This is a genomic window from Azospirillum sp. B2RO_4 (assembly GCF_051124815.1).
Lineage (GTDB): Bacteria > Pseudomonadota > Alphaproteobacteria > Azospirillales > Azospirillaceae > Azospirillum.
Genome location: NZ_CP118487.1, coordinates 1 through 19,832 on the forward strand (window position 1 = coordinate 1; position 19,832 = coordinate 19,832).

The 19,832-nt window shown below is 66.7% G+C and carries 13 protein-coding genes; 10 read left to right on the top strand and 3 right to left on the bottom strand.

The features are described from left to right. The 4 genes from PWS46_RS17790 to PWS46_RS17805 all read left to right on the top strand — a co-directional run bounded on the left by PWS46_RS17790 (position 1) and on the right by PWS46_RS17805 (position 4,986). On the top strand, positions 1–948 hold the full coding sequence (locus PWS46_RS17790) for a replication initiator protein A (RefSeq protein WP_109153386.1): 948 nt from the start codon (positions 1–3) through the stop codon (positions 946–948). A gap of 265 nt (positions 949–1,213) precedes the next feature. Continuing rightward, complete coding sequence (locus PWS46_RS17795; RefSeq protein ID WP_085084166.1) at positions 1,214–2,236, top strand: AAA family ATPase; 1,023 nt, start codon at positions 1,214–1,216, stop codon at positions 2,234–2,236. Further along, a complete protein-coding gene (locus PWS46_RS17800; protein ID WP_434622633.1) occupies positions 2,226–3,080 on the top strand; it encodes a ParB/RepB/Spo0J family partition protein in 855 nt (284 codons plus the stop codon). Before PWS46_RS17795 ends, PWS46_RS17800 begins: the two co-directional genes overlap by 11 nt. Before the next feature lie 364 nt (positions 3,081–3,444). Then, positions 3,445–4,986, top strand: a complete 1,542-nt coding sequence (locus PWS46_RS17805) for an ABC transporter substrate-binding protein (RefSeq protein ID WP_434622635.1) — start codon at positions 3,445–3,447, stop codon at positions 4,984–4,986. 137 nt (positions 4,987–5,123) lie between these two features. On the opposite strand, the gene PWS46_RS17810 is transcribed toward PWS46_RS17805, so the two are convergent. Both PWS46_RS17810 and PWS46_RS17815 read right to left on the bottom strand, forming a co-directional pair. After that, on the bottom strand, positions 5,124–5,846 hold the full coding sequence (locus PWS46_RS17810) for a hypothetical protein (RefSeq protein WP_434622637.1): 723 nt from the start codon (positions 5,844–5,846) through the stop codon (positions 5,124–5,126). Between the two features lie 149 nt (positions 5,847–5,995). Beyond that, positions 5,996–7,900: an ATP-binding response regulator gene (locus PWS46_RS17815; RefSeq protein ID WP_434622639.1), complete on the bottom strand. Its 1,905-nt coding sequence runs from the start codon at positions 7,898–7,900 to the stop codon at positions 5,996–5,998. Between the two features lie 216 nt (positions 7,901–8,116). On the opposite strand from PWS46_RS17815, the gene PWS46_RS17820 reads away from it, so the two are divergent. Then, on the top strand, positions 8,117–11,215 hold the full coding sequence (locus PWS46_RS17820) for a response regulator (RefSeq protein WP_434622641.1): 3,099 nt from the start codon (positions 8,117–8,119) through the stop codon (positions 11,213–11,215). Positions 11,216–11,468: 253 nt separating this feature from the next. Here the strand turns inward: PWS46_RS17820 and PWS46_RS17825 are convergent, their stop codons facing one another. Continuing rightward, on the bottom strand, positions 11,469–14,498 hold the full coding sequence (locus tag PWS46_RS17825; protein WP_434622643.1) for a hypothetical protein: 3,030 nt from the start codon (positions 14,496–14,498) through the stop codon (positions 11,469–11,471). A gap of 285 nt (positions 14,499–14,783) precedes the next feature. Between PWS46_RS17825 and PWS46_RS17830 the strand changes: the two genes are divergently transcribed. The 5 genes from PWS46_RS17830 (at position 14,784) to PWS46_RS17850 (ending at position 19,818) form a co-directional block, all read left to right on the top strand. Beyond that, a complete protein-coding gene (locus PWS46_RS17830) occupies positions 14,784–15,515 on the top strand; it encodes a hypothetical protein (RefSeq protein ID WP_434622645.1) in 732 nt (243 codons plus the stop codon). Positions 15,516–15,666: 151 nt separating this feature from the next. Beyond that, positions 15,667–16,551, top strand: a complete 885-nt coding sequence (locus tag PWS46_RS17835; protein WP_434622647.1) for an SMP-30/gluconolactonase/LRE family protein — start codon at positions 15,667–15,669, stop codon at positions 16,549–16,551. Between the two features lie 14 nt (positions 16,552–16,565). After that, entirely contained in the window at positions 16,566–17,516 is a 951-nt protein-coding gene (locus PWS46_RS17840) for a LysR family transcriptional regulator (protein WP_434622650.1), read from the top strand. 218 nt (positions 17,517–17,734) lie between these two features. Next, positions 17,735–18,241, top strand: coding sequence for a formate dehydrogenase subunit gamma (locus PWS46_RS17845; RefSeq protein ID WP_434622652.1), 507 nt, complete (start codon positions 17,735–17,737; stop codon positions 18,239–18,241). Further along, on the top strand, positions 18,238–19,818 hold the full coding sequence (locus PWS46_RS17850; protein ID WP_434622654.1) for a formate dehydrogenase beta subunit: 1,581 nt from the start codon (positions 18,238–18,240) through the stop codon (positions 19,816–19,818). The genes PWS46_RS17845 and PWS46_RS17850 overlap by 4 nt, the downstream gene beginning before the upstream one ends. The last annotated feature ends 14 nt before the right edge of the window (positions 19,819–19,832 follow it).

A 19,832-nucleotide genomic window follows, 5' to 3' on the forward strand; every position in this document is an offset into this window, starting at 1 on the left:
ATGACCCAGACCACCAACGCCGAGCTGCTCGACCGGCCGCTGCAATTGGCTCTGCGGCTCGATTCCCCGCTGACCGGCGATGTCCAGAACGACCGTCACATGATGGTCTACAGCCTGTTTGGCCTGTCGAAGGACAAGGCGGAATCGCTGCCGACCTATGATGACGGCAAGGTGCGGATCGAGGTGCGGGCGCCGAAGAATGTCGGCGTTGCGACGATCTGGGACAAGGCGGTGCTGCTCTACGCCATCTCGCTGCTGCGCGAGAAGATGGAATCGGGCAAGGGCCCGTCCAAGCTGGGCGAACTTCACTTCACCACCAGCGATCTCCAGCGCATCGTCGGCAAGACCGCCGGCGGCAGCGCCTACGACAAGATCGAAGGGGCGCTGGAGCGGCTGCAGGGCACCCAGATCAAGACCAACCTGGAAACCGGCGGGGAGGGCGAGAGCGGCGCCTTCTCGTGGATTTCCGACTACAAGCTGCTTTACCAGCGCAAGAAGGACGGCGAACGGGCGGTGCGCGGGCTGAAGCTGACGCTGTCGGGCTGGGTCACCCGCGCGGCGCTGGGCCACAATCTGCTGAGCTACGACGACCAGTATTTCGCGCTGAAGCCGGTGGAAAAGCGCCTCTACGAGATCGCCCGCGCCCACCTCGCCCGCGGCCATGCCTTCTGGATGGCGCTGGAGCCGCTGCGCAAGCGCGTCGGCTCCGACAACGACCTGCGCAAGTTCAAGAACGCGCTCGGCCCCGTGCTGGCCGCCGACCGCATCCCCGGCTATGGTGTCCGCATCGTCGAGACGGCGGAATACAAGGAAACCATGAAGGCGCGCGGCGCCGTTCAGGGGCGCGTGCTGAACGCCGAGTTGCCGGTCCTGTTCTGGAAGAAGGACCAGGGCCAACCGGAAAACTGGATCGACGTTCCCAAGGTGGAATACGACGAAACGGTCTGACCTCCTGTAGGTTCGGGTTGCCGCATGGAAGCCTTGGTGCCATTGCATGAACCTCCGTCATCCCCGCGAAGGCGGGGATCCAGGCTTCCGCAAATCAGCCGCTGAGTCGGCTGGATTCCCGCCTTCGCGGGAATGACTGGCTTCCATGGATGCGCTCCGATCTGCCAAGCATGGCCGCCCCACCCATTTGGTAGACACCCGTTGCCGGAGTCGCGACAACTTGCTAGGGTCGCTGCCAACCGGTGCCGGGGCAGGAGGACGGGGCGTGACAGGGGAACAGTTGAAGGCGTTGCGGGAACGGCGCGGCCTGACCCAGACGCAGATGGCGGCTTATGTCAACGAGTTGACCGGCCGCAAATACGACAAGCAGCGGCTCAGCAAATGGGAAACCGGCAAGGAAGCCCTGCCCCGCGACCTGCTGGGCCGGCTTCTGCTGCTGGATCTGGAACGGCCCGAAAGCGCCCTGCCCCGCCGCGGCACGACCGTCGCCGTCGGCCTGCAGAAGGGCGGCACCGCCAAGACCGCGACCTCCATCAATCTCGCCTTCATCCTGGCGCGCGCCGGCAACCGCGTTCTGCTGGTCGATGCCGATCCGCAGGGCAACGCCACCGTCCATGTCGGCGTGCCGCAGACCGACGTTGTGGCGCTGACCGAGGCGGGCAAGGTCCTCTACCACGCGCTGATGGGCAAGACCCCGCTCGACGCGGTGATCCTCCCCACCAGTGTCGAGGGGTTGGACGTCGTTCCCTCCAGCATCGCGCTGGCCAGTGCCGACACCGAGCTGCCGGGCAACCTGACCAACGCCCAGACCGCGCTGGCCGAAATGCTGGACGGCGTGCGCGAGCGTTATGACGTGATCGTCATCGACTGCGCCCCCAATCTCGGTGCCGTGACCATCAACGCGCTCACTGCCGCCGATTACGTGCTGGTGCCCTGTCAGGCCGAACCCCACGCCATCCTCGGCGTCAGCGCCTTCCTCGACACCGTCGCCAAGATCCAGCGCCGGCTGAATCCGCGGCTGGAGGTGCTGGGCATCCTGCCGACCATGGTCAACCCGCGCCAGACCCAGGACCGCTCGTCGCTCGACGACATCCAGCGCCTGTGGGGCGACAGCCGCCGCGTGTTCCCGCCGGTGCCGCGCGCCACCATCTACGCCCAGGCGGCCGGCGCCAACGTCATCACGCTGGATGCCGACATCGGCGCCCCGGGCGTGGAGAGCTACGCCGCCATCGCCTCCGCTCTGCTGACCGCCATGGGCCGCCTGCAGGAGACCGTCGATGCCGCCTAAGAAGCTGACCCGGCAGACCGCCGCCACCGTGCTCCAGGCCAAGGAGGCCGGCTTCGCCGCCGAGACCGACCGCATGTTCGGGCTGAGCGGCGTGCTGCCCCGGCTGGTCGAGGTCGATCTGGACGCCGTGGAGACCAACCCCGGCCAGCCGCGCACGGTGTTCGACGACGACTCCCTGCGCTCGCTGGCCGACTCCATCGCCCGCCACGGGTTGCAGCAACCCGTGCTGGTCCAGGAAGGCGCGGAAAAGGGCCGCTATCGGCTGGTCGCCGGCGAACGGCGGCTGCGCGCCCACCGGCTGCTCGGCCGCGGCACCATCGCCGCCATCATCACCAAGGGCCGGCCCGAAGAGATCGCGCTGATCGAGAATGTCCAGCGCGTGGATCTCGACGCCATCGACCTCGCCCGCGGCTTGTCGCAGCTGATCGAGGCGCACGGCTACACCCAGACGGAGGTGGCGGCGGCCGTCGGCTGTTCGGAAGCCGAGGTGTCGAAGCGCCTGAAGGTGCTGCGCCTGCCCGACGACATCCTGGCCGACTACCGCGCCAACCCCGACGCGGTGTCGCGCTCCGCCCTGGTCGAACTGGCCTTCGTCGAGGACGAGGCGGAGCTGCGCCGGCTGTGGCAGACGGCGCGCACCGGCGGCTTGACGGTCGGTGCGGTGCGGGCGGCCCGTCCGGCTGCGTCCAGCACGGCGGAGCCGCTGCGGGTGCTGGGCAAGGCGATCAACCGGATGGACAAGGACCTCGCCGCCATCGACACCGTCGCCCAGGCCCTGCAACGCGAACACCGCGAACGGCTGCAGTCCCTGCGCGACCGCATCGACGCCCTGCTGAACGCTTGAGAGTTCGTCGGTTCTGCTGAAGTTTGATTGCTTTCGACGCCAAGCAAGTCCCTCATCGACCGTCATCCCCGCGAAGGCGGGGATCCAGGAAACTCCGCAATCGGGCGGCTGAAATGACTGGATTCCCGCCTCCGCGGGAATGACGGCCAAGGGACGTCTCGAAAACTTGCGGACTCTCGGTCGATCATCGAGCCGCATCTGCCAAGACTTTCGATCGCGAAAGCCCGCTGCGGTTGTCTTTGTGATGCTCCGCATCCGAAGGTTGCTTTCGATCGCGAAAGCCTCTGGCGCTCACCCAGCGTGACCGCCTGCCCTGCCCCGTGGTAAGGATCAGTGACGAGACCATCGACGTTACGGATCAGCCATGCCGGTCGTGCAGAGACGACAATTCATTGGATTGCTCGGCGCGGCCGGTCTGGCCGGCGCGCTGCCGCGTCCGGCGACGGCCGCCGCCCCTGCCCTGCGGATCGGGCTGAAGTCGCTGCCCGGCGCGATCAACCCGCTGACCGTCAATGATCTGGTCGCGCGTCAGGTCCTCGGCTCCATGTATGAAAGCCTGACCACGGTCGATCCGGAGGGCCGCATCCTTCCAGGCCTCGCCACCGCCTGGGAGGGGTCGGAGGATGCCCGCCGCTGGCGGCTGACCATTCGTGACAACGTCACCTTCCACACCGGCCGGCCGCTGACCGCCGCCGACGTCAAGCGCAGCTTCGAGGCGGCGCTCGCCGGCGACGGCGCCAACTTCGCGGTGCTCGCCCTGTCCAAGGTGCGGGGCTTTCGCGAACTGCGGGCGAAGACAACGACCGAACTGTCGGGCATCACCGTGGTCGACGACCGGACGCTGGAGGTGGTCTGCGACGAACCCTGCGCCGTCTTCCCCTTCGCCCGGCTGAACATCGTCGATGTGGAGGCGGTGGAAAAGGCCGGCCCCGACTGGTTCCGCACCATGTCGGCCGGAACCGGCCCCTATCGGCTGCTGCAGTCGAACGACGGCATCCGCATGGATGTGGAGGCCAATCCGGGCTGGCGCGGCGGTGCGGTGCCGTTCGAGCGGGTGTCCTTCCTCGCCACCGGCATCGGCAATGACGGCATCACCCTGTTCAACGACAGCCAGATCGATTTCACCTTCGTCGACACCGACGCCCTGCGCGGGGTGATGGACGATCCCGGCTTCAAACGCTGGCTGTCCAATGTGCCGCGCATGCAGATGCGGGTGGTCGCGCTCGATCCCCGCCGGGTGAAGGCCTTCGCCGATCTGCGGGTGCGCCGCGCGATGTCGCTGCTGATCGACCGCGCGGCGATGGCGGAACGGTTTTTCCGCGGCGTGGCGACCGTCCACAACGGCATCGTGCCGCCGGCGCTGCTGTCGAACGAAAAGCTCCAGCCACTGGCCTACGACCCGACGCTGGCGAAGCAACTGCTGGAAGAGGCGGGCTATCCGGAAGGCCGCGGCATCGAGCCCTTCCAGGTCGGGGTTATTCCGGAATACCGGCGAGAGTTCGTCTATTACGTCTCGCAATGGAACAATGCCGGCATCCCGGCGAAGCTTGTGGTTTCTCCGCGCCCTGAGTTCATCTCGCGATCCCGTCGGCGCGACTATGATTCCTTCCTGTTCGGCTGGACCGCCACCTACCCCGATCCGATGAACTTCCTGGACGAGCTGTTCAGCAGCCGCAGCCGCTTCAACCCGGTCGGCTGGTCGAATGCGCAGTTCGATGCTCTGATCGAGCAGGCGATGGCCATCCCCGATCCCGGCCGCCGTGCCGAGGTCTACAAGGACGCCGAACGTCTGGTGATGAACGACCTGCCGGTGATTCCGCTGGTGGTGCCGGACTATGTCGCGCTACGCGGCAATGTGTTGAGCGAGAATTTCATCACCCCGTTCGGCGGCCTGAACTTCGGCTGAGGCGGCGAGGGGGGCAGGGCCCGGGGCAGGGCCCGGGGCAGGGCCCGGGGCAGGGCCCGGGGCAGGGCAGGGTGACAGCATGAAAAAAGCCCCTGTCCGGCAACGGACAGGGGCTTTTCGCTGAAGCCGGTGACGGGTCAGACGGCGCCCTGCGACCGCGCTTCGCGGAGACAGTCGGCCGGCTTGGCCTCACGGAGACAGTCCGCCTTCGCAGCCTCGCGCAGGCAGTCGGCGGTCTTCGCTTCGCGCAGGCAGTCCGCCTTTGCAGCCTCGCGCAGGCAGTCGGCGGTCTTTGCTTCGCGCAGGCAGTCCGCTTTTGCGGCCTCGCGCAGGCAGTCGGCGGTCTTCGTTTCGCGCAGGCAGTCCGCCTTTGCAGCCTCGCGCAGGCAGTCCGCCGGCTTGGCCTCACGGAGACAATCGGCCTTCGCGGCCTCGCGCAGACAATCCGCCGTCTTCGCCTCACGCAGACAATCCGCAGCCTTCGCTTCCCGCAGGCAATCCGCGCCGTCGAACAGGCGGGCGCTGTCGGTACGGGCGGCGGCCATGCGCTCGGCCGGAACGGTGACTCCGTTGTGATGCAGATATTCGCCATAGACCGCCTCGCAGAAGCGGAAATAGGCGCGGGTGTCGGCGACGATGAACTCGTGCCACAGATCGTCGCAGGCGGCGGACTGCGGGACGATGTCGCGGTCGGGATGCTCGGCGCAGGCCAGCAGGAAGGCCTTCAGCTGGGCCAGGGCGATCCCGGACGTGCTGCGGGTCATGCCTGCGGCGACGGCGCGTTCGACCACATAGCCGAAGTCGAAGCCGGCGATGATGTCACGGGCACGGGTGGTGTCGGTCGTGGTGGCGCCGCGCATGGAATCCTCCGAGGTTGCTTCTTATCGCCCTCGGACAGGGTTGCGGGACCGTCCTCGGGCACAGCCCGATTGTTGTGACACAGCACAGCCGGATATGTGAGATAATTTTGGTACTAAATATCCGCTGCCCGGACGATGTCCGCAATTGGTCAGGTCTTATGCGGAGAGGCGGTGTCGAGCGGAAGTGCCGCCGCCGGCCGTCCGGCCGTCATCTGCTCCACCAGAACCGACAGCCGGTCCGGCATGATCGGCTTGGCGGCCACGGTGACGCCCATCGCCGCCGCGCGCGCCGTCACCGCGCCGTCCAGCCGGCCGGAGATCAGCACCGCCGGGATGCGCAGCCCCAGCCGCCGCCACACCGTCTCGATGAAGTCCAGGCCGTTCTCGCTGGCCGACAGGTGGTAATCGGCGATCACCGCATCGGGACGGACGGTGCCGTCCTCCACCGCGCGCAGGCCTTGCGCGACCGTGGAGGCGCCGACGACGCGATGTCCCGCCGTGGTGAGGAACATCGAAATGGCCGACAGCACGAACTGGTCGTCGTCGATCACCAGGATCGCGATCTCGCCGTCCTTCGCCGGCGCATCGGCCAGCGTCGCGACCGCCGCACGCTCGGCAGGAGCGGGGGCTGGGAAGGGTGCAGGGGCAGGGGCAGGGGACAGGGCGGACTCCACCGGCGCCAGCGGCACGGTGACCGAGAAGACCGACCCCTTCCCCGGCGTGGAGCGCACCTTGACCGGGTGGTCCAGCACCGTGGCCAGCCGCTGGACGATCGACAGGCCGAGTCCGATGCCGTTGTCCCGGTTGCGCTCCGGGTTGCCGATCTGGTGGAACTCCTCCCAGATGGCGTCGAGCCGGTCGGCGGGAATGCCGATGCCGGTGTCCCGCACCTCGACGATCAGGCAGCCGCCCGATTCCAGGCAGGCGACCTGCACCTGCCCGGAATTCGTGTAGCGGATCGCGTTGTCGATCAGGTTGCCCAACAGCCGCAACAGCAGCACCCGGTCGGTCAGTACCGCCGCGCGGTGCTGCGGCACGGCGAAGGCCAGCCCCTTGTTGCGGGCGACCGGGCCGTACTGCGAATCCAGCGCCTCGAACAGGTCGGCGACCTCATGCACCGCCTTGTTGGCGGTGACGCCGCCGGCGTCCAGCCGCGACACCTCCAGCAACTCGTCCAGCAGCTGCTTCAGCGTCATCACCACCTGTTCGATCTTGCGCGCGGAGTCCGCCACCTTCGGGGTGGGGGCGGTGGCGCGCAGCATGGCGGTCAGCATCAGCAGCGACTGGGCGGGCTGGCGCAGGTCGTGGCTGGCGGCGGCCATGAACTTGGCCTTCGACGCGACCGCCTGCTCCGCCCGCTCCTTGGCGGCGCGCAGGTCGATGGCGTTCTGGCGGAAGGTGCCGAGCGCCCGCGCCATCCGTCCGATCTCGTCGTCGCGGTGGCGCACCGGCACGGTCACCGTCACATTGCCGGCCGCCAGATCGTCCATGGCGCGGGTCATGCCGGCGATGGGCAGCGTCACGCCGCGCGTCGCCCAGATCACGCCCAGCACCACCAGCAGCAGCGCGGCGATGCCGATCCCGCTCAGCACCAGCACATGATGGCGGATGGCGTCGTCGGTCGGCCCGGTGTCCAGCCTGACCAGCAGGGTGCCGATGTTGCGGGCGCCGCCGCTGCGGTCCTGATGGATCAGCGGCACCGCCGCCACGGTGGCGGCATCTTCCGTCCCAATGGTGGCGCCCGGCTTGCGGTAGACGGCGAAGCGCTCGCCGTGCGTGCCCATGATCACCGCCTCGGCGAAGCTGTCGATCGAGCGCAGCGGGCTCAGCGCCGTCGCCGCTTCTTCGGGGTCGAGGTCCCACAGCGCGTTCGCCACGTCGTCCAGCACGATGCGGGTCGCCATCTCCGCCCGGATGGCCAGCTCGGCCCGGGTGTTCCGCACATCGGCCTGGATCAGCACGACCATCGGCACGGCGACCAGCACCGACACCAGCAACACCGCCGATGCCGTCGTTCGGGCGACCAGGCTCCGTGAGAAGATCTTCAAGAACATGCCGAAGCCACCGAGAACAGGACGACCACGAACAACTCGCCGGGACATCCTAGCCGAACCGCCGGGCAAACACGACAGCCACGTATCGCCGCCGGTCAAGCCGCCATCATCGGTAGTAGTAGGAAAAAAGGCGGTATGACTGTTTCGAATCGTTTCTTCTTCTTGTTTGATTGCCTGTGTAAAAGTTCGCGTAGGGGAGTGGGGGAGGGCGGAACAATGGGAACAGGCATCGTCATCGCCCTGATGCACGGCATCGGCCTGCTGGCGCTGGTCCTGCTGGCCTACCGCCATGTGCTGCGGCGCTTCGGCGCCCGGCGCCGGCCTTTCGCGCTGCTCTCCGGCCTGCTGTTCGGCGCCGCCGCCGCCATCTCGATGCTGGACGCCTACCCGGTGGCGGGCGGGGTGCTGATCGACCTGCGCAACGCGATGATCGGTCTGGCCGGCCTGTTCGGCGGCCTGCCGGCGGCGCTGCTGTCGGCCGCCATCGCCGGCGCGGTGCGGCTGTGGCTGGGCGGCGTCGGCGCGCTGACCGGCGTCCTCGGCATTCTGCTGACCGCCCTGGCGGCACCGCTGCTGGCAAAGCCGATGGAGCGCCGCGCCGCCGGGCAGGGCCGCGATGGAAAGGGCGCCTACGGCTTCGGCCTTTTGTCGCTGTTCGGTCTGGCGATCACGCCGCTGACCCTGCTGGCCTTCCTGCTGCTGCCCGACCTCGACCTCGCCATGCGGGTGATGGAGGAGGCGGCGCTGCCGCTGATCGCCTTCACCACGCTGGGCATCGGCCTGCTCGGCACCATGCTGGCGCGGGAGCACCGCCGCGTCGCCGACGAAGGCGCGCTGACCGAGAGCGCCGCCCTGTTCCGCGCCGTCTTCGACAGCTCCGCCGACAGCCTCGTTATCCTGCGCGTCAACCCCGACGGCAGCTTCACCCTGCACTGCGCCAACGCCGCCGCCCAGCGCCTGATGGGCGACCGCGCCGCGCAGGCGGAGGGCCAGCCGCTCGACCGCCTGCTGCCGCCGGACCTCGCCGCCAAGGCGATGGCCGACCTGCAATCCTGCATCGACGCCGGCGCCCCCACCCGCTTCGAGGAGCAGCACACCCACAACGGCGTCACCCGCTGGTGGGAGGTGTCGCAGGTGCCGATCCGCGACGAGAGCGGCGCCATCGTCATGCTGTCGGTCGGCGCCCGCGACATCACCCGCCGGCACGAGGCCGAACGCGCCATCCGCTCCAGCGAGGCGCGCTATCGCCTGCTGGCCCGCAGCGTCACCGACATCATCGGCCGCATCGGCCTGGACGGGGTGCGGCGTTTCTGTTCGGAGGCGACGCGCGACAGCCTGGGCAGCCCGCCGGCCGAGCTGATCGGCCGCCCGCTGGTCGAGCGCGTCCACCCCGACGACCGCGACGCCCTTGCCGCCGGCCTCGCCCGCCTGACCCCCGACCGCCCGACCCTGAAGACCACCTATCGCCTGCGCCATGCCGACGGCCGCTGGGTGTGGATCGAGGCGGCGGTGCGGCTGGTCACCGACGACTGGGGCGCCCCGCAGGATTACGTCAGCGTCGAGCGCGACGTCACCGCCCGCAAGATCATGGAGGCGGAGCTGCAGGACGCCCGCCACGCCGCGGAATCGGCCAGCCGCAGCAAGACCGAGTTCCTGGCGAGCCTGAGCCACGAGCTGCGCACGCCGATGAACGCCGTCATCGGCTTCGCCGACCTGATCGCGCGCGAGTCGGAGGGGCCGGTCGGCACCGCCCATTACCGCGACTTCGCCGTCAACATCCGCGACAGCGGCCAGCATCTGCTGGAGCTGATCAACGAGATCCTGGACCATGTCCGCGCCGAATCCGGCCAGCTGACCCTCGACGACGATCCGGTCGACCTCGACGCCGCCGCCACCTTCGCCATCCGCCTGCTGACTCCGCGCGCCGCCCGCGCCGGCATCGCCCTCTCGGCAAGTGTGGAGCCCTCCGCCCGCCACATGCGCGGCGACGAGCGGCGCATCCGCCAGATCCTGTTGAACCTGCTGTCGAACGCGGTGAAATACACCCCCTCCGGCGGCACGGTGTCGCTGACCGCCGCCCCGGCCCCCGACGGCGGCCTGCTGCTGGAGGTGAGCGACAACGGCGTCGGCATCCCCGAACAGGATCTGGGCCGCGTCCTGCTGGCCTACACCCGCGTCGCCAGCCCGGAGAACCGCCAGACCGAGGGCGCCGGTCTCGGCCTGCCGCTGACCCGCCGTCTGGTGGAGCTGCATGGCGGCACGCTGTCGCTGGCCAGCCGGGTGGGGCAGGGCACCACCGTCACCATCCGCTTCCCGCCCGACCGCATGGCCGGCGAGACCGCCCCCCACCCCGGCGACGCCCGGCTTCCCGCCCCCCGCTCCACCCTGTCGATCCTGATGGTGGAAGACGACCACAACATCCGCGAACACGGCTGCGCCCTGCTGCGCAGCTGGGGCCACCGGGTGACCGCCGCGTCGGGGGCCGGCGAGGCCCTGCTGGTGCTGCGCGGTCCGGAGCCGCTGGACCTGCTGTTCAGCGACATCGTGATGCCGCCGGGCATGAACGGGGCGGAACTGGCGCGCGAGGCGCGGCGCCTGCGCCCCGACCTGCCCGTCCTGCTGGCCTCCGGCTTCGCCGCCCATGCGGTGGTGGCCGACGACGTGGCGCTGGGCGGCTACGACCTGATCGCCAAGCCCTATGACCCGGCGGAGCTGCGCGAGCGCCTGGACCGCCTGCGCCCGCCGCCCCCGCCCGCCGCCCTCCCGTCCTCCGCCCCGGCCCCGGAGCATCCGCCGGCCTTGCCGTCCGTGTCGGGAGCGGAGCCGCCCCCGCCCCCCGCCGCCGACCCGTCCCCCCCGCCGTCCGCCGAGCCCGCCTCGCCCGCGCCGTCCCCCGCGACCCCGGCCGCCCCGGCGACGGAGTCCCTGCGCATCCTGGTGGTGGAGGATGTGGAGATGAACCGCCTTCTGGCCGTCACCCTGCTGAGGCAGGCCGGCCACAGCGTCGCGGCGGTGGCGGACGGCGCCCAGGCGGTGGAGGCGGTTGGCCGCGAGCGGTTCGACGCCATCCTGATGGACATCAACATGCCGGTGATGGACGGCCTGGAGGCGACGCGCGCCATCCGCGCCATGCCCGGCCCGGAGTCCCGCGTCGCCATCGTGGCGCTGACCGCCAACACCTTCCCGGACGACATCGCCCAATGCTACGAGGCCGGCATGGACTGCCATGTGCCGAAGCCGATCGACCGCGTGCAACTGCTGACCGAAGTCACCCGCTGCGTCGCGTCGCGGAGGGCGGTGGAGGCGATGGGGTAGGGGTGGGGGTGGGGACGAAAGTTGTCAATTGGCAGCTTCGGCGAGTTCGATTTGCCCCAACGGCGGTCCTTAGCCATGCCTCATTAGCGGAAACTCAACGCGTATGACCGTATGCAGTCCCGCAGTGTCGTGACATCTGCCCTGAAAACGTAAACACAATTTGGCCGCAGAGCTTCATGGCGCAGCCCGCACGCCGCCCATATCAAATGTATAAAGAGGCAGCGCAAATAAAAGAAATTACCTATGTTGTCTTCTAGAAAATGAAGATCTTATCATGCTCCACATCGTCAGACCTGAGGCCGTATCTTTCGATAAGGAACTTTTCGAGTGCAGCCGGGTCTTTGATCGCATCGCAGCTTTGCAAGCCCCAACCGCTGGCCAGCGCCGCATGGAAAGCATAACGGTTGACCGTTAGGACTTCGTCAGTGAAGAGCGCGGGCTTGAGCGCATCCTCAGCTGCTTCCCTCTGATCGAACACACTTCGCCTCTGCCTGATGTACTTGGCCGTGAGTTGTTCCTTCTCAACCAAGGGAAAGCGTAAATTGGCAGCCGCATTAGCAATGATCGCAAGGATTTCCCAGTCGCGGAGGCCCTCACTGTGCCAATCTCGGAGCAACATTTGGCTCTGAGGGGCAGCGAGTAGGCGCTCTAACGTGTAGCGGATGGATTGTCCCATTATTTGATAGCGCTTGCGAACACTTTGAAGAGAAATTTCCTTCGAATATCCGTATCCTGGCCCTATGGGAGCAGCGAGAAGAGAATGTTCCCGAAAATCAAAGGAACGCTCGGCAGCAATCGGCCCGACGCTCTGGCGATCGGCTTCCCGGAACAGGTCCGGTATCATCGTCTCGCGGTAAATTTCGCGATAAGGCCGCCCGAGAAAAACACGGCTTATAACTTCAATAAGTGCTGGTTTCATGGCTTCTTGAAGAGCTTCATCGGGAAGTGCTGAGCACTTCCCGATGATCTCTGCAGCTACTCGAACCAGTGAGGGTGTTGCCTCCTCAGGGCAGACCGTCTCTAGATCGACTGCCGCAAGTCGGATGGATATTGTGATCCCCTCCGAACCGCTACCACACTCGGCATCGGCGATGCTGACCCTGCCCTCATCCGTATCTAGGCTCAGAGCCATTCGAACCGTAGTCGGGAGGAGGAGAAGGTCCACACCGGCGAAGGCAGCCTGCACGATCTGAAGTTGTGCAACAAACTCTTCAGCGATTGCGGTCTCATCATATCGGTTCGGAAATGTTGCGATCCACCTGATCCCAAGGGCGCGCCATTCGATACGACGCTCTACTCCTAGTTCTCCGAACGGGCGGCCGATGAAAGCTTGCTCGATATCCTCCCAAACTTCATCGCTGCTGCCATTGAGCCAGAAGCCATCCTTGTGGTCTGACCCTGCGGTTACTGAATTTCGGAGGGCCTCGGGCCAGTCGCTCAGCAACTTGTCAATCAGATCCTTGTGTGAAGTCCCAAGACGTGCAGCAATACCACGAAGCGCCGCCACTTGGCCAAGTTGGGTGCGGAGTTCAGGGTAGCGCTCCTGATCGAATGGATCCGGATTATGCAGGCAGTGTGCTCCGATGGCTATGAGAAGCATTTGCATGAAGGACAGGGAATTGCCGGCACCGTCATCAGCGTCCGCAACCAGCATGAGCATGCGGGGAAGATGCGTCGCGACGTTCGGTTTATCGCTGTACTTCGCGAGATAGGAGCCAGCGAGTGCAATATATTTGGCGGCATAAGCAAGGCCAATCTCGATATAAGAACGAGAAAGGAGAAACGTTGCCCGCTGAAAACCGTCGAGTCGATCATCAGTAAACCAGCGCTGTTGGATGCGGTGCAGGTCTCGTATCGCACTCAGAAGGTCATCTCTTTCATAGCTGGCAATCGCACGGTCAAAGCTCTTCTCCGCTGCTGCTGCCGGCCCAGCCCGTTTGGCGATTAGATCCTCAGCCCGCTCAACTAAAGGTCCATATTGCGGATGCTTGTCCAGCATTGGTGCCAATTTATTCAGAACGTCGGTGAATTCCTCGACCGGAAACAGTGGAGCATGTTCGGCCTCATCAAGCATCCGGCTCCAATCATGGAAACCAGCCTCGAGAGCCGGTATTGTCTGAGCGTCTACCGGTACCATCGCCAAATAGCCTCGGGTTCGAAGCAGTGCTGCTCGTCGGCCAGGTCCCCAAGCCGCTTTAATCTCGTGATCTAGAATGTGGGCGATCCGACTGCGCCAATCCAGAATTTCAGCGAGATCACACTCAAAGTGACCTACCGTCCAACCTCCAAAAGCGTAGGTGACCAGTGTACTTGCATCCCGCAGGTCAGAAGAAGCGAGCCATTCCTCAAGATCTGAAAAGTAGTCATCCAAAAGAAATTTGGCTGGGGTTAGATTGTTCTTTCCACGTAGGTTTGCGACTGCAATCTCGTAACCTGCCGCTCTTGCGGTCTGGCGTGTCGCTGGTTCGGTTCGAAACGCTTCCATGAGGCTTAGCCAGTGGAGAAGGTGAGGACGAGCGTCAACCGCAAATGTTGCGTGTCTGAGACAAAATTTCACTTCAAGGAAATCCGATATGCTGAGCGCACTCGGCTCCTTTTCCCGCCAGCGTTTGTAATGATCCTGATACCAGTCCTTTCCCTCTGGCACTACTGGCATAAGCTCTGCTGGAAGGCGTAAGTATTCCTGTGCGATCCAAAATACTTCGGGCTCGGCAAGCATCTCCGAAATAGCAGTGCCATCGAAAATTTGAAGCTCCACATTATGCTCTGAGAACGCCCATCTCACGAGTTCGTAACGCCTCGCAATTGGCACGTTAGCCTCGCAAAAGTAAACGACCTCCTCAACTCCACCTGATGCGATAATGGTTGTAATATCCGACTTGATCTTGGCTGCTATCTTGGACTGGAGGGTGCAACCGAAGGCAATGCGCCGCATACTTGAGCTAAGCTGGTCTGGGATTGCGCTCACCGGAAACACAACCGAGCTCCTGTAGGTCTCAAAGTCGCGGCCTTCATCGCCGCCGGCTCCGACAGGGCCAGTGGCCGGCAGGATATTGCTGTACACCTTGGCTCGCGCGAGATGTCGGGAGAGATGCTCGAATTCGTGATGAGCATTGCGCGCTCGCATTTCGCCGAGTTGGAAGCGAATCATTCCTGCAAGCTTCAATTTGTTCATCGACCGAGGCTCACCCGTGGCGTTTGACAAATGGAGTGTTAACGCGGTTTGGAACGCTACCCTTCCACTTGTGTATGAGCCCATTTCATAAATTTCTATCAAGAACATCAATCGTCCCTCCCGATGGGACGTGAGTGTGCCGCCGCACAGTGAATTGGGTGGCTTTGCCACTGATCCGCTGATCGTCTACCCAGTCGCCTTGATTTGAGCGCATGGCGCAAGGTGGCCGATTCGGAGAGCCAAAGGTATGAATATGAAGGCAGCTTAGGAGGTAAAGACATCCTCCGCGCAGCCGCCCACCTCCCGTCCGCCCCCTTTTCCCAAAACCTCCCCACCACAGGACCAAAATCCCATACCCTCTCCGCAATGCCCACTCATTCGCGGAGCCGCCCCATGCCCCTCGACAGCCGCACCCTCGCCCCCAACGCTCTCGGTGACCGTTTCCCCTGCTGGGCGGAGGATCCGCCGGTGCCGTCCGGAGGCTCGCTGGTTCCAGGGTCGCAGTTCCACGAGGAGCAATGGATCATGGCCGCCGGCATGCTGGCGCGCGGCAGCAGCTTCCTCCATGTCTCCCGCGCCATGGGCTGCAGCCGCACCACCCTGTGGCGGGCCTATTACGGGTCCAAGGATTTCCGTCACAGGGTGTGGTGGGAGCGGCAGGCGTTGAACCGCGAGGCCGAACTGCGCCTGTCCTCGCTGCGCATCCTGGTCGCCGAGCAGATCGAGCGGCTGGTCTCCTCCGGCGATCCGGCGACGGTGCGCTGGCTGGCCGAACGGCTCGGCCTCTTCGCCGGCCTCGACATGGCCGCACCCAAGCGGCAAGCCCCGCACCCCGACCCCCGGCCCGCCCCCAAGGACGCGGCCGAACCCGCCCCCAAGCCTGCCCCAAAACCTGAAGATCCCCCCGCCGTCACCGTCCCCGAACTGGACGACGACCTCCCCGGCGCCTTGCGCGAGCGCATGCCGCCCGACCCGCGCGCCGTCGCCGCCATCCTGGCCCGGCCGGAGGGCGAGGGGCCGACGGGCGTCTTCCCCTGGACCGTCAACCGGCATGAGCCTTACCCCAACCTCACCCCCGGCCCGGTCAGCCGCCGCGCCGCCGGTCCCGTCGCCCCGTGCCGGTAACGGCCCCGGCGGCCGATGGAACATCCGCCGGATCCTGTTCCACGCTGTTCCATCCTCCGCCGGCCCGTCACCGGCGCCCGCACAGGCGCTCTTGATCGGGCGGCCGATCTGTCCGACCCTGCGGGTCCGTTGGAACACTGAGGATCACGCGATGACCGCCTTCACCTGCGTGCTCGACGCCCGTGCCAAGCTGGGGGAGGGGCCGGTCTGGTCGGTGGACGAACAGGCGCTCTATTGGGTCGACATCAAGGGCCGGGCGCTGAACCGCTTCGATCCCGCCACCGGCGCCAACCGCGTCACCCAATTGCCGGAGGAGATCGGCTGCGTCGCCCCGCGCAAGGGCGGCGGCTTCATCGCCGGCCTGCGCTCCGGCCTGTGGCAGCTGGACGGGGAGGGGGGAGTGGTCGCCTGTCTCGCCGCCAATCCGGAGGACCAGGGCGCCAGCCGCTTCAACGACGGCAGGACCGATCCCGCCGGCCGCTATCTCGCCGGCACGCTGGACGAGCCGAAGGCCGGCGGCAAGGCGCATCTCTACCGCTATGACCGGCGCGGGCTGGCGGTGCTGGCCGGCGGGCTGCTGACCTCCAACGGGCTGGCCTTCAGCCCGGACGGGCGGACGCTCTACCACGCCGACACGCCGACCTTCACCGTCCGCCGTTACCGCTACGACCCGGCCACCGGCGCGATCTCCCACGGCGAAATCTTCATCCGGCTGGAGCCGAAGGAGGGCGACCGCGGCCGGCCGGACGGGGCGGCGGTGGATGCGGAGGGCTGCTATTGGACGGCGCTGTATGAGGGCGGGCGGGTCGCGCGCTTCTCCCCCGATGGCCGCCTGCTGTCGGAACACCCGCTGCCGGCGCGCTGCCCGACCATGGTCGCCTTCGGCGGTCCCGACCTGCGCACCCTCTACGTCACCACCGCCAGCGCCGGCCGCCCGGCCGAGGAGCTGGAGCGATTCCCGCAATCCGGCGGCCTGTTCGCCATGCCGGTGGAGGTGCCGGGCCTGCCGGTGCCGCCCTTCGACCCGGCGGCCTGACCCAGGGGGCGGCGATGTTCCGCAAGTTCGTCTATCTGCTGGCATTATCCCGCGAAAAGCACTTCGGCCGCGCGGCGGAGAGCTGCCACGTCTCGCAGCCGACCCTCTCCAACGCCATCCGCCAGCTGGAGGAGGAGCTTCAGGTCCCCATCGTCGAGCGCGGCCAGAAGTTTGAAGGCTTCACGCCGGAGGGGATGAAGGTGCTGGAATACGCCCGCCGCATCGTCGGCGAGCGCGACAACCTGCGGCACGAGCTGCTTGCCCTGGCCCAGGGCGTCACCGGCCATCTGCGGCTCGGCGCCATCCCGACCGCCCTGCCGGCGGTTCCGCATGTGCTGGCGCCCTTCGCCAGCCGATACCCGCACATCCGCTCCAGCATCGTCTCGCTCAGTTCGCGCGAGATCCAGCGCGGCCTCGACGAATTCGAACTCGACGCCGCCATCACCTATCTCGACAACGAACCGCTGAACAACGTCCGCACCCTGCCGCTCTACACCGAACGCTATCACCTGCTGGCGCGGCGCGACGACTTGGGCGAGGAGCTGATCGCCCAGGGCGCCGTGCCGTGGGAGAAGGCGGCCGAATTGCGGCTCTGCCTGCTGACCCCGGACATGCAGAACCGCCGCATCGCCGATACCGCCTTTCGCATGACCGGGCGGACGGTGCAGGCGGCGACGGAGACCAACTCCATCGTCACCCTCTACACCATCGTCCGCGCCGGCACCTGCGCCAGCATCGTCCCCGGCCAGCTGCTGACCTTCGTCCCGCCGCATCCCGACATCGTCGCCCTGCCGCTGGTCGATCCGGAGCTGAGCCATGTCGTCGGCCTCGCCTACGCCGACCGCGACCCGCCGCCGCCGCTGGCCCGGGCGCTGGCCGTCGCCGCCGCCGACGCCGACATCGCCCAGCGCATGGCGATCAGCGTGGCCGAGGCGATGATGCCCTGGCGGGTGGCGATCCGCTGACGGGCCGTTCTTGATAGCCAAAAGCTATCAGCCCATCGGAAAATACAATTTGCTGGCATACCGTATCCTCCGACACTCTGACGGTGCCGGGCGACGAGAGACGCCTGGAAAAAGCCAACAGTGCCAAGCCAGAACGACGCCGACCTCAAGACCGGCGCGGACGATCGCAAGGAGGGACACCCGTGAACGCAAGCCATCCGTGGAGCGCTGAGCGCGCCATGACGATTGTCGAAGACAATCGGCATCTGCGCGGCGCCCTGCTGCCGATCCTTCACGCGCTGCAGGAAGAGTTCGGCTATATCGACGAACAGGCCATCCCCCTGCTGGCGACGGAGCTGAACCTCTCGCGCGCCGACGTGCATGGCGTGGTGTCCTTCTATCACGAATTCCGCCGCGAAAAGCCCGGCCGCCACATCATCAAGGTCTGCCGGGCCGAAGCCTGCCAGTCGATGGGCGCCAACGCGCTGGTCGACCACATCAAGAAGCGTCTGCAGGTCGATTTCCACGGCACCACCGCCGACGGCGCCTTCACCCTGGAACCGGTCTTCTGCCTCGGCAACTGCGCCCTGTCGCCCGCCGTCATGATCGACGAGAACCTGCACGGCCGGGTCTCGCCCGACCGTTTCGACGAGCTGGCGGACGAGACGCGGACCAACCCGACCGCTCACCAGCAGATCCCCCGCGCCCTCAGCCACAAGGACAGCCAGAAGGGTCACGCGCAATGAGCGGCCATCTGATCACCGTCTTCGTCCCGCGCGATTCCGCCGCCCTGTCGGTCGGCGCCGACGCGGTCGCCGCCGCCATCCGGGCCGAGGCCGCCAAGCGCGAGCTGCCGCTGCGCATCGTCCGCAACGGCTCGCGCGGCATGCTCTATCTGGAACCGCTGGTCGAGGTGGAAACCCCGGACGGCCGCGTCGCCTACGGCCCGGTCACCCCCGCCGACGTGCCCGGCCTGTTCGACGCCGGCTTCCTGACCGGCGGCACCCATGCGCTCGGCCACGGCCTGACCGAGGAAATCCCCTACTTCAAGAATCAAGAGCGGCTGACCTTCGCCCGTTGCGGCATCATCGACCCGCTGTCGGTCGAGGACTACCGCGCCCATGGCGGCTTCCGGGGCCTTGAGAACGCGCTGGCGATGTCCCAGGCGGAAATCGTCAAGGTGGTGACCGACAGCGGCCTGCGCGGCCGTGGCGGCGCAGGCTTCCCCACCGGCATCAAGTGGAACACGGTGATGCAGGCCAAGGCGGACGAGAAGTTCGTCTGCTGCAACGCCGACGAGGGCGACAGCGGCACCTTCGCCGACCGCATGATCATCGAAGGCGACCCCTTCTGCCTGATCGAGGGCATGACCATCGCCGCCATCGCGGTGGGCGCCACCTCCGGCTATGTCTACATGCGCTCGGAATACCCCCACGCCACGGCGATCCTGCGCCACGCCATCAAGCTCGCCTATGACGAGGGCTGGCTCGGCGACAACATCCACGGCACCGACCGTACCTTCCATCTCGACGTCCGCGTCGGCGCCGGCGCCTACATCTGCGGCGAAGAGACCGCGATGCTGGAAAGCCTGGAGGGCAAGCGCGGCATGGTGCGCGCCAAGCCGCCGCTGCCGGCGCTGGAAGGTCTGTTCGGCAAGCCGACGGTGGTCAACAACGTGCTGTCGCTCTGCTCGGTGCCGATCATCCTCGACAAGGGCGGCGAGTATTACCGCGACTTCGGCGTCGGCCGGTCGCGCGGCACGCTGCCCTTCCAGCTCGCCGGCAATATCAAGAACGGCGGCATCGTCGAGAAGGCCTTCGGCATCACCCTGCACGAGCTGCTCTACGAATATGGCGGCGGCACCATCACCGGCCGGCCGATCCGCGCCGTGCAGGTCGGCGGCCCGCTCGGCGCCTACCTCCCGCCCTCGCAGTTCGACCTGCCCAAGGATTACGAGGCCTTCGCGGCGCAGGAGGCGATGGTCGGCCATGGCGGCATCGTCGTCTTCGACGACAGCGTCGACATGGCCCAGCAGGCCCGCTTCGCCATGGAGTTCTGCGTGGCGGAATCATGCGGCAAATGCACCCCCTGCCGCATCGGCTCGACCCGCGGCATGGAGACGCTGGACAAGATCATCGCCGGCAAGAATGTCGACGCGAATCTCGAACTGCTCGCCGACCTCTGCGACGTGATGGTGGACGGCTCGCTCTGCGCCATGGGCGGCATGACGCCCTATCCGGTGCGCAGCGCCGTGAAGCACTTCCCGGAGGACTTCCGCAAGAAAGCCCCGGCCGTCCGCGTCACCCACATCGCCGCCGAATAACGAGCGACCCCAGG